General features: G+C 69.7%; 13 protein-coding genes and 1 pseudogene. 8 read left to right on the top strand and 6 right to left on the bottom strand.

The features are described 5' to 3' along the window. Nucleotides 1-208 precede the first annotated feature (208 nt). From LPA27_RS18260 to LPA27_RS18250, 3 genes are all read right to left on the bottom strand, one after another. Nucleotides 209-1549 (bottom strand): acyltransferase family protein, encoded by a 1341-nt coding sequence (locus tag LPA27_RS18260; protein ID WP_228943349.1) that lies wholly within the window; start codon nt 1547-1549, stop codon nt 209-211. Continuing rightward, the gene (locus tag LPA27_RS18255) at nt 1546-3537 is read right to left on the bottom strand and encodes a glycosyltransferase (RefSeq protein ID WP_228943348.1); all 1992 of its coding nucleotides are present in this window, start codon (nt 3535-3537) and stop codon (nt 1546-1548) included. Before LPA27_RS18255 ends, LPA27_RS18260 begins: the two co-directional genes overlap by 4 nt. Before the next feature lie 433 nt (nt 3538-3970). Continuing rightward, entirely contained in the window at nt 3971-4195 is a 225-nt protein-coding gene (locus LPA27_RS18250) for a hypothetical protein (protein ID WP_228943347.1), read from the bottom strand. A gap of 60 nt (nt 4196-4255) precedes the next feature. Between LPA27_RS18250 and LPA27_RS18245 the strand changes: the two genes are divergently transcribed. The 3 genes from LPA27_RS18245 (at nt 4256) to LPA27_RS18235 (ending at nt 8524) form a co-directional block, all read left to right on the top strand. Beyond that, nucleotides 4256-5821: a recombinase family protein gene (locus LPA27_RS18245; RefSeq protein WP_228943346.1), complete on the top strand. Its 1566-nt coding sequence runs from the start codon at nt 4256-4258 to the stop codon at nt 5819-5821. A 687-nt stretch (nt 5822-6508) separates the two neighbouring features. After that, entirely contained in the window at nt 6509-7387 is an 879-nt protein-coding gene (locus tag LPA27_RS18240; RefSeq protein ID WP_228943345.1) for a hypothetical protein, read from the top strand. A gap of 597 nt (nt 7388-7984) precedes the next feature. Beyond that, nucleotides 7985-8524, top strand: coding sequence for a hypothetical protein (locus LPA27_RS18235; protein ID WP_228943344.1), 540 nt, complete (start codon nt 7985-7987; stop codon nt 8522-8524). 361 nt (nt 8525-8885) lie between these two features. Here LPA27_RS18235 and LPA27_RS18230 read toward each other — a convergent pair whose 3' ends face one another. Next, nucleotides 8886-9680, bottom strand: coding sequence for a hypothetical protein (locus LPA27_RS18230; RefSeq protein WP_228943343.1), 795 nt, complete (start codon nt 9678-9680; stop codon nt 8886-8888). Between the two features lie 258 nt (nt 9681-9938). On the opposite strand from LPA27_RS18230, the gene LPA27_RS18225 reads away from it, so the two are divergent. From LPA27_RS18225 to LPA27_RS18215, 3 genes are read left to right on the top strand one after another with little or no spacing between them, the layout of a single operon-like run. Next, nucleotides 9939-10901, top strand: a complete 963-nt coding sequence (locus LPA27_RS18225) for an ABC-three component system protein (RefSeq protein WP_228943342.1) — start codon at nt 9939-9941, stop codon at nt 10899-10901. Next, the gene (locus LPA27_RS18220; RefSeq protein ID WP_228943341.1) at nt 10898-11167 is read left to right on the top strand and encodes an ABC-three component system middle component 6; all 270 of its coding nucleotides are present in this window, start codon (nt 10898-10900) and stop codon (nt 11165-11167) included. Before LPA27_RS18225 ends, LPA27_RS18220 begins: the two co-directional genes overlap by 4 nt. Then, nucleotides 11139-12878, top strand: coding sequence for an ABC-three component system protein (locus LPA27_RS18215; protein WP_228943340.1), 1740 nt, complete (start codon nt 11139-11141; stop codon nt 12876-12878). The genes LPA27_RS18220 and LPA27_RS18215 overlap by 29 nt, the downstream gene beginning before the upstream one ends. A gap of 32 nt (nt 12879-12910) precedes the next feature. Here LPA27_RS18215 and LPA27_RS18210 read toward each other — a convergent pair whose 3' ends face one another. Then, a complete protein-coding gene (locus LPA27_RS18210) occupies nt 12911-13216 on the bottom strand; it encodes a hypothetical protein (RefSeq protein WP_228943339.1) in 306 nt (101 codons plus the stop codon). Between the two features lie 99 nt (nt 13217-13315). Between LPA27_RS18210 and LPA27_RS18205 the strand changes: the two genes are divergently transcribed. Beyond that, nucleotides 13316-13783, top strand: a complete 468-nt coding sequence (locus LPA27_RS18205) for a hypothetical protein (RefSeq protein WP_228943338.1) — start codon at nt 13316-13318, stop codon at nt 13781-13783. A 31-nt stretch (nt 13784-13814) separates the two neighbouring features. Here LPA27_RS18205 and LPA27_RS19360 read toward each other — a convergent pair whose 3' ends face one another. Then, a complete protein-coding gene (locus tag LPA27_RS19360; protein WP_324251278.1) occupies nt 13815-14060 on the bottom strand; it encodes a hypothetical protein in 246 nt (81 codons plus the stop codon). Between the two features lie 280 nt (nt 14061-14340). On the opposite strand from LPA27_RS19360, the pseudogene LPA27_RS18195 reads away from it, so the two are divergent. After that, a pseudogene (locus LPA27_RS18195) lies at nt 14341-14811 on the top strand (hypothetical protein); the annotation flags it as partial.

Here is a 14811-nt window from a genome sequence, read left to right as displayed (position 1 = left end):
CTCCGCGTCTCGCGGGAGGGTTCTCGCGCAGCAGGAAGGCCATGAACATCAGCAGGAAGCCGGAGAGCCAGCGCGGCCCGCAGGCATCCGGCCCTCGACCCCGCCGCCCGCGCCGCCCGCCCGGTAGCCACCCGCGCAGAAGCCTCCCGCGCAGAAGCCACCCGGCCCCGGCCGTCGGGCCGGGGCCGGGTGGCCGGGGTCGATCCCGTCAGGCGCGCCGGGACCCGGCGGTCGCCGGCTCCTCGAGGTGGGCGTAGAAGTCGCGCGGCGAGCCGTCGCGCTCCATGAGGCCGAGCATCCGCTGCCCGGCGGCCTCCACGGTGCGCGAGCTGACCCAGGCCAGCGCCACCGAGGGCACGGCCACCAGCACCGCGGTGACGAGGAAGCGCCAGCCGGGAGCGGGGTCGGGGAAGAGGCCGAGGGACCCCAGGAAGCGCATGACCGGCTCGTGGATGAGGTAGATGCCGTAGCCCAGGCCGCCGAGCCAGGCGAGCGGGCGCCACGACAGCCAGGACGGGTAGGGCCCGTCGTGCAGCACGATCGACGACAGAGCCACGCAGATGGCGAGGGCGTAGAGCGGGTGCCACCACTCGCCGGCCACCGAGAGCGGGCGGGTGATCACCAGGGCGAGCAGCGCACCCAGCCCGAGGGCGAGCAGTGCCCCGCGGGCGGCGCCGCCGAGGCGGACGCCGGCGACGGCGAGCAGGGCCAGGCCCATGCCGAGGCCGAAGTCGGTGGCCCGCGAGAGCGGGGAGAACCACGTCGACCAGTCGGTGTGGGGGACGCCCGCGAGCATCGCCCAGGCCAGGTAGACCGGGCTCACGACCACCAGGGCGGCGGGCAGCGCCGAGGCGACCGCCAGCCGGCCGCGGCGGGTGGTGGCACGGCGGACACCGGCGTTGACCAGCGGCACGCTCAGCGCGACGAGCACGTAGAAGTGGAACTCCACCGCGAGCGACCAGGCCGGGCCGTTGGTCCAGAAGATGTACTGGTCGCTGTAGATGTGGGTGAAGGTCAGGTGGGTGACCAGGTCGACCCAGTGACCGGGGAAGGTCGGGTTGGTCAGCGACCACACCAGCAGCACGAGCACGACGTAGAGCGGCAGCAGCCGGGCCATGCGCCGGTAGAGCAGGGTGCGCCCCGACCGGCTGGCCACGCCGCGCTCGGCGGCGCGGGCGATCGGCAGCCACAGCACCAGCCCCGAGAGCACGAAGAACATGTCGACGAAGAGGTCGGTGCCGCCCATGAGCTGGTGCCCGATCCCGCTGAAGGGCCAGGCGGAGTCGGGCCCCGAGCGGTTGTTCTGGTAGGCGTGGAAGGTCACGACCGACAGCGCCGCGAGCGCGCGCAGCCAGCCGAGCGGGTAGACCGGCGAGGACGGCGACGCGGTGGCCGCGACCGGGTCCTGCGACGGCGTGCGGCCGGTCGCGCCGGTCGCAGGAGTGGCGTCCTGGCCGGCGCCCTGGCTGGTGTCCTGGCTGGTGTCCTGGCTGGTGTCCTGCGTGGTGTCGGGGTGTGCGGTGGGACGTGAGGTCAGGGTCGAGCTCATGCGGCCACCTCCTCGGTCTCGGCGGACGTGCGGTCGGTCGTGCGGTCGGACGGGGGGTGCTCGGCGGAGGCGGTGTCGTCGCCGCGCGAGCGGCGCGGGGTGACGACCCACTGGTGCTCGCCGCGCAGCTGCTTGAGCTGGGCCACGCGGTTCACGAGGTTCTTGGCCTCGGTGTAGAGCAGCAGGTTGGCCACCATCGCGCCCCAGAACCAGGCCTTGTGGGCCCGGATCTCCGGAGCGGCGAGGCGGTAGGCCGCCAGCGTCTGCAGCGGGCCCGAGACGCTCACGAAGAGGGTGATCAGCAGGAAGAGCGGCGAGGTCATGTCGAGCCCGCCGTCGCGCCAGGCCAGGAACCCGAAGAGCGGCCAGGCGGTGATGGAGATCCACGGGTAGAGCTCGCGCCAGGCCAGCAGGTAGGACGCGCCGACCTTCTGGCGCAGGCTGAGGCTGCGCGAGCGCAGGATCGGGCCGAGGTGGCGCAGCGAGACCTGGAACCAGCCCTGGGCCCAGCGCATCCGCTGCTTCCACAGCGCGCGGGGGGTCTCGGGGGCCAGCTCGCGCGAGATCAGGCCCGGGTCGTTGACGATGCGACCGCCGGCCTCCAGCACCCGCATCGAGGCCTCGATGTCCTCGGTGAGGAAGGAGCCGCGCAGGCGGATCCGCTCGAGGGCGGAGGCGCGCCAGTAGCCGTTGGAGCCGCCGAAGATGCCGAAGCCGTGGAGGCGGGCGCGGCCGGGGTGGGAGACGGCGTAGATCTGCTCGAACTCCACCGCGACCAGCTTGGCCAGGGCCGACTCCGAGCCGTTGCGGATGACGCAGTGGCCCTGCACGACGTCGGCGGGGTCCTCGTCGGCGCCGATCCAGTGCCACGCGCGCTCGAAGGCGCCGGGCATGGGGTGGTGGTCGGCGTCGAAGATGCCGATCAGCTCGCCCTCGGCCACGCGCAGCGCGGCGTTGACGTTCTGCGCCTTGGAGGTCGAGTCCTCGACCTTGAGCAGGGTCAGGTCGGGGTGGGCCTCGGCCATCGCGCGCAGGTCGTCCTCGACCGGCAGGGCGAAGGGGGTGTTGTAGGCCAGCACGACCTGCAGGCCGCCGGAGTACTCCTGGGCCAGGAAGGTCTCGAGGGTCTCCACGATGGTGTCGGCCTCGTTGGGCAGGTACGCCGCGATGACGGCGCTCGCCCGCGGCGCCGGGGCGCTCGGGCGGGCCGGCAGCCGCGGCGGGTCGAGGGCGTACGAGCTCTCGGCCCACAGCGTCAGGGCGGTCACGCCCAGCGAGCCGACGAGGACCCAGTAGAGGGCGCTGGAGACGTCGAGGCCGAAGGAGTAGAGGCCGACCAGCGCGAGGAAGGGCAGGAAGACCGCGCCGACGGTGGCCATGGCGACCTGGTTGCCGGCCGACCACCAGTCGATGTGGGGGCGGCGCACGCGCAGGTGACGACCCAGCTGTCGCGGCTGCAGGTCGCGCTGCAGGACCGACTCGGCGGCGGCGGAGGCGGCGTACTCCTCGGCCTGATGGGCGTCCTGCTTGCGGCTCACGGGGGCCCAGCCGACGCCGAGGTCGAGCACCGCGGGCCGGTCGCCCTCGCGGTGGTCGACCGACTCCAGCGCCTCGACGGCGTGGTAGGCCATGGCCTGCAGGCGCTCGGGGCGCGCGGCCTTGTCCTCGTGGCGCAGCCGCAGGCGCAGCTGGCCGTCGTCGGTGGGCGCGACGAGCTCGCCGGGCTGGAGGTGGCGGGTCAGCCGCTCGGCGGCGGCCGCCAGCACCTCCTCCTCGGTGCGCACCGAGGAGGTCGCGTCCTCGGGGTCGGCGCGCACGGGATCGAGCACCGCGACGATCTCGCGCGGGCGCGGACCGGGCAGCGAGACCCGGCTGCGCACGGTGAGGTCGAGGACCTCGTCGGCGGAGACGACGCGGCCGGTCTGGCCGGCGGGCGCACCGGTGTGGTCGGTGTGGGGGTCGTTGAAGTGTCGTTCGAGCAAGGACATGGAGAAGCCTCTCGGTGGACGCGCTGATGCGCAGAACTGATGAGATGGGTCGGACGGCGCACGACGGGGTCGTGGGTCCTGACTGCCGGTGGGCGCTGCGTGAGGCCCGTCGACCGGTGCGGCTGCTTGAGCCGCGAGGCAACGACCACCATGACGAGGCGGGTCTGGATCGTTCAAGTCGGCGGATCGTGCGCGCCGTCACTGAGAGAGGTCTTGTCGGCGCAGGCACGCTGGATCGCCCCTGCGTTACGTCGGCCCCGTCACACGGGTTTTACCCGGGGCCCACCCGGGGGGGTGAGGTCGAGCCGCGGCCGGGGGCCTGCGCACGACAGCGGACCCGCCTCCCGCCGGAGGGCGGGGGACGGGTCCGCGGGGTCGGGTCGGGTCGGGGGCCGGCAGGTGTCGGCGGGTGTCGGCGGGTGCCGCCGGCGGGTCAGCCGACGAGGGCGGCCACGGCGTCGACGAGGCGGGGGTCGTGGGGCTCCACCCGGGGTCCGAAACGCGCGACGACGGTGCCGTCGGCGGCGAGGAGGAACTTCTCGAAGTTCCACGACACGTCGCCGGCCTCGCCCTGCTCGTCGGGGGTGCGGACCAGCTCGGCGTAGACCGGGTGGCGCCCCTCCCCGTTGACCTCGACCTTCTCAGGAGGTTGTTCCAACCCACAACCTGAGGAGCGCCGCATGAACGAGCGCCGTGTGTCCGGCCGAGGTTCCCGCCGATGAACACCAACGCCACCACCGCCACCGCCACCCCTGCCAGCATGGACCCGGCCGGCCTGGTCGACCTCTACCTCCGCCTCTCCATCGATGCGGACGGGGCCGACTCTCTGGAGCGCCAGGAGGCTGACCTACGCGTCTGGGCCGACCGGGAGGGCCTCACCGTCCGCCGCGTTTGGCGAGACGCTGGCCGCTCTGGCTACCGCAACGTGAAGCGGGAGGGCTTCGACGCTGCCCTAGCCGCCCTTCGCGCGGGCGAGGTCCGCGCCCTCGCCGTCTGGAAGTTGGACCGCCTCTCCCGGAAGGGAGCGGGACAAGTGGGCCAAGTCCTGGACGACGTCGAGCGCGCCGGAGGCCGCCTGGTCTTCCTACGCGACGGACTCGACACAAGCACCGGAACGGGCGCGCGCCTGCCCATCGTCACGCTCTCCGAGATTGCCCGTGCGGAGTCTGCGAACACGTCTCTCCGCGTCCGTGACCGGAAGGCCAAAGAGCGCGCGAAGGGCCGCTACCTCGGCGGCCCGCCACCGTACGGCTACGTGGTGGACGAGGACCGGCGCTTTCGACCGCAGGAGCCAGAGTTCTCCGTCATGCGTGAGGCCGTCGCCCGGGTCCTGGCAGGCGACTCCCAACTGACTATCTGCCGCGACTTCAACGCCCGGAACGTGCCCACCCGTCGCGGGGGCCATTGGCGCGTGAACACGCTCTCCGCTGCACTTCGGTCGCCTGGCTTGGCTGGCCTCATGCCGCAGAAGACTCGCGCCGAGGATGGCTCCTGGGTCTCCAAAGTCGAAGCCTGGCGGGACCCGGAGACCGGCGAGACCGTCTCTCTCATGGCGGAGGGTTGCGACCCCATCGCCTCCGAGGCGGAACAGGCCCGACTCCTGGCCGTCATGGATCAACGCCTCCGCCAGTACGGCCGCGTGAGCAAGGTCGTTCGCCAACCCTCCAGCCTTCTCGGCGGCCTGCTCTTCTGCGCTGGTTGCGGCCAGAGGGCCAACACCTTTGGCAACTCCTACCGCTGCCGGAAGTGGCACGCCAACGGAAGCGACTGTCCCGCGCCGCTGAACGTGTCAGTGGACGTCGTGGAGACCGCCGTTGCCCGCGCCTGGGCACAGAAGTTGGCAAGCCTCCACGAGGACCTGGACTCGCCGCTCCTCCAGGCCGTCGCAGCGCGCTGGCTGGCGAAGAACGACCCCGGTCCGATCCAAGAGCGCGAGGACCTCCAGGCGGCCATCGCCGAGGCCGAGGCCCGCATGGCCCGCGCCGATGATGACCACTACGTCCACGGGACCCTGGACGCCGACCGTCACGGCCGGGTGACCGCTGGGCTTCGTGACCGGCTGACGGCGCTGCGCGCCCGCCTGGCAGACCTCCCGGAGCCGGTAGCGAACATCGGCGCTCTCCTGGACCCGACGCTATCCCTCCCGGCCCTGGCCGCGTCCACCACGTACGAGTCGCGCGAGCTGCTCCGACTCGCCATCGCCCGCGTCGAGGTCACGGCCGCACCGAAACGCGGAGCGCGCTTCAACGCAGCGGACAGGATGACTGTGGTGTGGGCCTCGTGACCCTCGCAACGACGCCTCATGTTCCTTCGCCGCGATGCGGGGCCCGTTCCGCCCTGGGGTGACGAAGTGACGAAGTGACGTCACTTCCCTATCGCTCCCACTCTGAAGGCGGAGAGTGCATGGAAGGCTCCCCACTTTCTCCCTCTCCAGGTCCTACTACCTGAACGGGTTCGAGTCGTTGTTCCTTCTCTGTGTCTCCCCTGGTCAGCGACTTGTCCGTTGAGTTGCTCCACGCGGGAGCGGAGCCAAGGGGTGGGGATCCTTGCTCCTGGAGCCTCCCCCCGGCCTCCCCACGCTCCCCATTAGGTCGTCTGTCGGGTCTTACGTGCCGACGCGCGTCGGAAGCACAGCACGGTCTCTACGTGTTACGAACACCCCGGCCAAGGTTGATGCTGCCGGGACAGGGCGGCTCCTGACCGTGCACCCCTCCTCTCCTCGGGGGTGTGAGCGCCGGAGCCGTCCTGTCATGGCCCTGACTTCCTGGCGGCGGGCACCGCCAGGAGGAGCGCCTCTCGTGGTGCTCCTTTCAATGGGATGGGAGAAGCGGCCCCCATTTGGCCGTTCCTGTGTGCGGTCGGGCGGGGGCGTCCGTCGTTCCCGCCCCTGTGCCCGCTTCTCCTGCCTCTCCCGCCCAAGGGGATGCGTGCTGCCCAGACGCGACCCCTCCACCCCGAAAGGCCCTCCGCCATGCCCGCCTCTGTCCCCGCGCCGCGCGCCTTCGACCAGGCCGCCGCCCTGTGCCTCGCCTCCTCCGACTTCCCCGCCCGCTTCCGCTGGGACGCTCCAGCCCGCACCTGGCGACGTCGCTCCGGCGACCGCTGGCATGTCGTCTATCCGGAGGCCGTCGTGGCCGCCGCCGCGCACGTCCTGGAGGCCGCCCTGGCCGCCGAGGACGTCCCCCTCGTCTTCCGGTGCGTCTTCGCTCCTCCCGCGTACGTCGACGCCCTCCAGGCGGTCGAGTCGTGGGAGGCCGACCGTGAGGCCCACGCCCGCGCGGAGTACGAGCACCTGGGGGCCTGGGAGGAGCGCGAGGCCCACAAGCGCGCGGAGCGCATAGCCCTCCAGGCGGCCCTGGATGCCGGAGACGCCGGTCCCTCTGCCCACTACCGCCTCAAGCAACTGGAGCCGCGCCCCTACACGCGCCTGGCTCCTGCCGCGACCGTCACGCGCAACCAGCGCGAACGACTCCGCCGTGCGGTCTCCCGGCGAGGCGTGGAGTCCGCGGTCCGCAACGCCTCCGGCCTGGACGCCTTTGCTTACGCCGCCGAGGACGCCCCCGTCGACGTCGACCCTCGGGCGTGGCTCACCGCGCTTCCTCGCGTCCCCGGCGGGCGCGTGCTGACCTCCGACCTGTACGCCGCCTACGTCGCGTCCCTGCCGACCGGCTCCCGCCCGCTCCACAACCGCGCCTTCCACGCCCTAGCCGTGGAGATTCTCGGCGAGGGCGACGCCGCCGCCTGCCGCCGCCGCATTCGCGGCCGGGACTTCTACCTGGCCGTCTCGCTCCCCAACGATGACGACCGCCAGGACGGAACGCCGCCGCTCCGTCTCGTCTCCTCCGCGTGAGGCCCTCCGCCCACGCGCCTCCAAGAAGGGAGGCCCTCGTGGCCGCCACCTGCCTCGCCTGTGGAGCACCGCTCCTCGCCGATGCGTCCCCGCTTCGAAAGACCTGCGGGACCTCCTGCCGCGTCCGCCTGCACTACGCATGCAAGGAAGCCCGCCAAGCCGCCGTCCTGAACCTCCTCCAGCGCCAGTCCCAGGCCGTCCACGCTGGGGACGCCGACACCCTGGCCGCCATCACCGCGGAGGCGGAGGCCCTCCTTGGGGGCGAGGAGTGACCGCGACCTCCGCGCTCATCACCTACGACGGCGTCTCGGTCCGGCACGTCTTCACCGCCACAACCTCGGCCCGCCATGCCGCGCACCTTCAGGCCGTGGCCGCCGCCCAGGTCGCGCACCGCGGCGCCTGCCGCGAGACGCGCGAGCGCCTCTCCGGCACCCGCGACCCGATCCTCCCGCCGCCCCGCCGCCGCCCCAGCGCGCGGACCGCGAAAGGCCCTGGGAGCGCGGACCTGAACCGCCCCCGCTGTCCCGGCCAATGTCTCTCGCGTCCGCTACTGCCGGGCACTCCTCCTCACACCCACCACCGAAAGGACCCGCCACCATGGCGAAGAAGCACGCCCACCGCCCCAGCACCCCGGGCTACGTGGAACTCCACACCGACGCCGCCAAGGTGCCCCCTACCGTTCTGACCGGCCCCGACCTATCACCCGTCCGGAACCTGCACGCCGCCTACATGGAGGCCCAGGCCGACGTTGAGGCTCATCACGACGAGCTGGACAGCGCCCTCGCCGCACCCGCAGAGAGGGACGCCGCCATCCGCGCCGCGGTGCAGATGGGCAAAAGGGTCCCGCCCGCCATCTCCGAGGTGGAGGCACAGGCAAAGGTGAAGGTCGCGACCGACGCCCTGGCCGCGTCCCTCAACCGCGCGAAGGCCGCCGGAGACGCCTACGAGGCGGGGCTCCTGAAGCACCGCGCCGCCATCCGCGAGGCGCTCCTCCCGTCCTTCCGCGCCCTCCACGCCGAGGCCATCGAGGCCCAGCGTCAGGCCGACGCCATCGCCGCAAAGCGCGTGGCCGTCCTGTCCGCCCTGAACGCCCTGGACCACTTCGCCCGCCCAGGCCGAGGACACCTCCCAGGATGAGCACACCCGCCGCTTCGAGAGCGCCTTCTATGCAGCTCATGCCCGCCTCTTCGCGGAGTACCGCAGGGCCGCGGAGGGCCGGTCCCTGCTCGCCTCCCTTGCCGAGTTCCCAGTCGATGCTGTCGCGGTCGACCTCTTCGCAGAGGAGGAGTTCCTCGCCGCCCGCCAGGGCGAGGCGCATGTCCGCGAACTCCGGACGGTCGAGGCCGAACTCCACGCATGGAGGAACGGCGACTACGCCGGGACCTTCGAGGCAAAGCGCCGACGCATCGCGGCCCTGGAGGCCCGTTTGGAGGGCCTTCGCCGCCGCCACTGACTCCTTGGGGGCGGCCCAGGCGCGTCCCACCTGGGCCTTCCTTGCCTACGCGCTTGCCACTTCGAACACCTTGGGCGAGCGGCTCCAGCCATCGGCGCTGTAATGGAACAGGTCGCCCGTCGACCACGTGCTCATGAGCCAGACATCAGTGACACCCTGGGGCAGAGCCGGGACAGCCTGCGGAAGGGGTCCGTCTGCGCGCATGAGGACGTCTGACGCGCTGAACGGAGCCGTCGTGAAGCCGGGAATAAGCACGAACAAATGCCGTTCGGGATGCGGCGCGGCGCGCAACTTCTCCACGTTGTGCTCCTGGGCCGGCTCGCTGATCCAAGCGTTGAGCCAGGCCACGAGTCCGTCGCCCGTCACCGGCACGGCCCCGCCAGTCCGCTCGGGGTCTCGCTGGAGAGTGACGTAGATGCTTCCCGGGAAGTCGGTCGCGCTTCGGTTCGCCGAGGCGACCTCCATGCTGAACAGACGATCCACGGCGGCCTGGCGCTCCGGCCCCTCCGCGATGCTTTCAAGCGTCCGCAGCAAGGTCGGTAGTTCCTTCTTGAGCCGCTTCGCTCGGGCTCTCGGCGTCACGGTGACCATCCAGCCCCCCATCAGGTCCGACTCAATCCAACGATCGTCCGAGCCGTTGACGAGGTTCCAGAGCTCGATGGACTCGCCATCGGCGGCCGCCGTGACCTCCATCGCCGCGAATGGCACGCCCTCTCGGAGGAGGTCAAGGTCGTACATGCTCGGTCGCGAGCCGTCGTCGTGCTGCACCACCTGGACTCCGAGCAGCGCGGCTTCCACGCAAGCGCCCACCCACAACTCTTCACCGCGCATTTCAGGCATGACACACAGTGTGAGCGCTGGCACCGACAGTGTCGCGTCGAGGACTCCGCCCCCTGGGGGACCCCCTCCCCCCGGGGGGCTTGGGCCTCCGAAGCGGCATAGCGTCTCCGACTTTGTACGGGCATAGAGGTTCACCGCCGCGCATCGGGGTTGGAGCGGTCTCTACCACTGACTTCGACCGACACGCGTGTGTGCGTTTCGTCCTCCGGCGACTCGACGACATGATTGGCTGGCCCGCGAAGGGCGAGCGAGGGGGTAATGATTTCGATGCTGCGGGACCCGGCGTGGATTGACTGGTTTCATTCTCACCATCAACGCCGCTTCCGCGAGACGGCCACGAAATTTGAGGACTACGCAACGGAGGTCCTGGAGGTCTTTCATCCAGACTTCGTGAATCCGGATCCTGCGGGTCAGATTGGCGATGGAGGATGCGATGGCCTTGCCGACTTTGGAAGGCTGCTTTATGCGTGCTACGGCACGCGCGACCGAGGGGCGCGTCACCTCGCGAGCAAGTTGACGAGCGACTTCGAGCGCGCCCGGGACTCGTGGCGGCACATGGAACGCTGGGTGTTTCTCACCAACGCCCCGTTCGGCACCCCGGCCCTGGAGGCTCTCACCGAACTTCGCCGCCAGCACTGCGAAGGAACAGCCCGTCCCCTCGACCTCTCGACCATGAACGAGAGTCGGTTCTGGAACGAGATCGTTTCGACACTGGAGCTGAAGGCCCTCGACCGCATCTTTCCCGGATGCCCTGGGACCGCCAACGTTGAACTGGATGACCTAATACCTCTACTGGACGCGATCGGTACGACGACGCCTGCGATTGAAGCAGGCGTCACGATCCGGCCCGTTCCGTTGGACAAGATGGAGTACAACTCGCTCTCCGCTCCTGCGCGCACCGAGTTAGACGCTGGCAGGCGCCTAGTACCGCGCATCGAAGACTGGTTCGCCGACGCAGCCGAGCCAGACCTACGTGACCAACAAGCCGAAGCCTTCCGGCGCATCTATGAGGAGCAGGCACGAGTCACTCAGGATCCCGACGAAATTCTCCAGCGGGTCTACGCGGCAATCGGCGGGCCGGACTTCCGCTGGAACAGCGTTAGGGCCAACGCGGTCTACGGCGTTGTGGCGTTCTTCTTCGACGAGTGCCACATCTTCGAAGAGCCTCCGCAGGGCTGGACTACCGAGTCTGTCGAACGTGCCTTTCCGGTCCGCCGATGATTCTTCCGACCAAGGGCATCTCCGCGTCCCGCGCTCTTCTGACGGTGGGCGCAGAGGTGCACGGACTGCTGAAGGCGCCCACGTCTGTGGCGGCTCTTTGGGAGGAATTCTCGAACTCGCGTAAGCAAGCGGGCAGCCGCGAGCGACTGACCTTTGACTGGTTCTCACTCGCCCTCAGCCTTCTCTTCTCCATGGGTTTGATTGAGATCGGCAACGACGGACGGATTGGGAGGTCACGTGTTTCTCCACCGACTGTCGGCGAATGATTCACGGTTCAAGACCATCGACTTCCGGCCAGGCCTGAATCTTCTGGTCGCAGACCGACAGCAGGGATCGACGACCGGCGACAGCAGGAATGGCACCGGGAAAACGAGCCTTGCGCTCCTTCTGCGCTACATGCTCGGAGGCAACCTTGCGAAGCAGTTCAAGGTCCCCGAGTTGGAGAACTGGGACTTCAGTCTTGAACTCGAACTGCCCGCGCCGGGTGGCAGCGAACGAGTGCGGGTAACGCGTCCCATCAAACCTCGCACCCAGGTCGAGATCAGCGGCTGGTCCGTGTTGGGGACCAACCGGCGAACCATTCACGTGAGCGAATGGCGCGACCTCCTCGGCGAGCACGTCTTCAACCTGTCGGCGGAGGCAAGCCCCAGCCTGACTCCCGGGAGTCTGTGGGCTCGGCTGATTCGAGATCGCTTCATCGGCCCCACGAAGGTCCTAGACACCGACTCTGAGTGGCTCACCGGCGTTCGGATCGGTTATCTGCTGGGTCTCGACCCTGATGCCTTACAAGGTGGCGGGGACGTCCTCAGAATGGAACGGCAGCGAAAGGGGCTGCGAGAAGCAATCAAGGAAGGCGCGCTGAAGAGTCTGACGGTTGACGAACCGGAACTGCGCCAGGAACTCGCAAACATCCGTCGGCGGAGGAACGTCGAAGTCGAGCGCCTCGCGGGTTTCCGCGTCGACGAGCAGTACGAAGAGCACCAACAGCGCGCAGACGACGTGACGCGACGGATCCAATCCCTTAACGACGAGGCACTCTCACTACAGCGCAGGGCACGCGAACTCCGCGAGGCGATCGAGGCTGAGGGCGTTCGTCGCAACGCAAACGACGTCGACCGTGTGAGGCAGTTGTTCGGCGAGGTGAGCACTCTCTTCCCCGAGCAGGTCGTGCGGCGCTACGAGGAGGTTGCGGCCTTCCACCAGTCCGTCGTCCGGAACCGCCAGTTGTACTTGGAAGGCGAGGACCATGCCGTACAGATGCGTCTGGAAGAGATCAGTACGGAGCGGCAGCGACTAGACCGAGAGCGGGCCGCGACTATGTCGATCCTCCGCGAGACGGTCGCTTTCGCCACATTCACCGCAGCTCAGCAGGACGTCGCGGCCCTGGACGCACGCGCCGCCGAAATCGAGCGGCAACTGGAGTCGGCAGCCGAAATCAATGGCATCGACGACAGCATCAAGACCGCTACGGCCGACGCCACACGAACCCTCAGGACAGAACTCGCCGAGCGCGAGCCTTACCTACTCGATGGTCCGCTCGCGCTCTTCGGCGCACTCGGCGCGGAGATTTACCGGGAGCGAACGGCCTCCCTCCGTTATTCCGTAAACAAGAAGGGCGCGTTCACGGTCGAGCCCCGCATAAGTGGTGACGCCAGCGACGGAATCCGCGCTGTCGAAACCTTCCTACTCGACACGGTCCTGATCACGACGGCCGTTTCGCTTGTACGCGCTCCCGGCCTACTTGTGCACGACAGTCACCTCTTCGACCCGATCGACGCTCGCCAAGGGTCGTCTTGTCTCAACATCGGCGCCCGATTGGCGGACGAATACGGGTATCAGTACTTCGTAACGATGAACTCCGACTACTTGGCGCGCATTGAGGCAGAGGGCGGCTTCGATAGCGAGCCATACGCGCTCAGCACGCGACTCACAGACGATCGCGACGACGGTGGACTGTTCGGCTTCCAATTTAGTTAGGTGACCCGGCTCGCCGACCGACAGGGGTGTTCTCAGTCTTGATCGGCGCCATGGGCCGGGTACGTAGGCCGCTCACGTTCGCCGAGCACCGTGAAGACGGGCGCTCCCTGCGGCCAGTCCGCGTAGCGGCTCGTCGCCTCAACGGCAGCGTCAATCGCTTCCTTGCTTGGCGCATCAACTGATAGGTACTCCGCGTCATGCGGTTCGCGGCTGGCCTTGACGCTTTCCAGCCACTCGCGTTCGTGTAGTAGGTCTCCAACTGCGAGCCCTTGGTCCCGCATTGATTGCACGAAGGCCTTCACGTCGCCAGGGCCATCAACTCGAATCACGTATTGCATGCCCTCAACTTAACGCCGCTTGAGACAAAGTGAGCGTCTGAGGCCCGGAGACGCACCCATAGCGGACGGTCCTCTCGACCCAGGATGCAAGATGGGCCCATGACAGAACCGCTCGTGATCCTGGTCGGACCGGGATTCGCCCTCGATGGCGACTTCAAACTTCGTGTCACTACGGAGCACGCCGAGGAGGTGGCCGAGGCCTTGCGAGAAGCGGGTTTCAATCCGGATCCCGCTGCAGAGTTCTCCGCGACTTCCGACCTGGCGATCTTCCTCGTCGCGTTCGCGCAAGCCGGGGGGCTCGATGGGCTCGCGAGCGTCCTGTCTGCGATCTTCGCCAGGCACGACGGCAAGCGCTTCGTTGTTCGTGGCCCGGGGAATATTGAGATCGAGGCCGAGGGCTATTCCGCCCGAGAAGTTCGCAGTCTTCTTGGCAGCGCGGCCGAATGGGTCGAGCAGCAGGACGCAACGTGGAGACGGGCAATCGAGGCTGGAGACGTGGACCCGGCGGTTATCGAGAGCGGTGAACAGGGCCAGCGCTCAGCGACCGACGTGGGCGACAAGACGTAGGTACTCCCCATGAAGCCCCGCCCTCCCATCGCTACCTCGAAGGCGGCGGGTTCTTCTGCTGAAGGACCGCTGACACCCGGCTAGATCGTGGGAACGTACAGTTCTCCTCGGTCATCGGGAAGGTCACGCCGTAGGTCGCGGAGCAGAACTCCTCGATCTCCTCGGCCGAGCCGGGCTCCTGGCCGGCGAACTGGTTGCACGGCAGGCCGACCACGGTGAAGCCCTGGGGGGCGACCTCCTCGTGGAGCCGCTCGAGGCCGGCGTACTGCGGGGTCAGGCCTCAGCGGCTGGCCACGTTGACCAGCAGCGCCGGGCGACCGCCGGTGATCTCGCGCAGGGTGCTCGGCGTGCCGTCGAGGCGGGCGATCGGGGCGTCGAGGATGCTCATGGCCCGACCCTACGGCGCGCCGGGGTGCCCCTCCGGCGGGCGGGCCCGGCCCGGGGTGCGGGCCGCGGCGCGCGGCCACCGGCGCCGGGGGAGGCCGGGCGGCGGGGCTGGTCGGCGGGGGCGGCTACGGTCGGTGTCCCCTCCCCGACCCGGCTGCGAAGGTGCTGCGTTGAGCTTCGTCCCCGTCACCGGCACGGCCTCCTTCCGGCCGGCCGACCCGCCCCGCGAGAGCGTGGTGGAGTTCGTCGACGAGCGACGCACGGTCGCGCTGCCGATGCGGGCGGCGCTGCCGGTGCTCACCCGGGCCCACACGCGCGACGACCTCCACCCGAGCGTGGCCCTGCTCTCCGGGGCGGCCCTGCTGGGGCTGCGGCTGGTGGCCGCGGGCCGGTTCGAGCCCGCGGTCGGGGCCGGTGACCCGGAGGGCGGGACCGGCCCGGCCTCGTGGCGCGCCGCACCGCTCGACGACGCCGACACCGACCGGGTGGCGATGCTGGCACGGGCCCGCCACCACGACGACCTGAGCGAGCAGGAGGCGGAGGCCGTCGTGCGGCAGGTGCTCGACGCCGTGTGCGACGCCATGCCCCGCGGCGCCCCCACCGGGGGGCGCGACGCGGCCCGGCCCGGCGGCGCGGACGCG

This window comes from Nocardioides sp. Leaf374 (genome assembly GCF_916862475.1).
Taxonomy (GTDB): domain Bacteria; phylum Actinomycetota; class Actinomycetes; order Propionibacteriales; family Nocardioidaceae; genus Nocardioides; species Nocardioides kribbensis.
The sequence above is the reverse complement of the archived record's forward strand: the minus strand, read 5'-3'. Positions and strand labels throughout refer to the sequence as shown.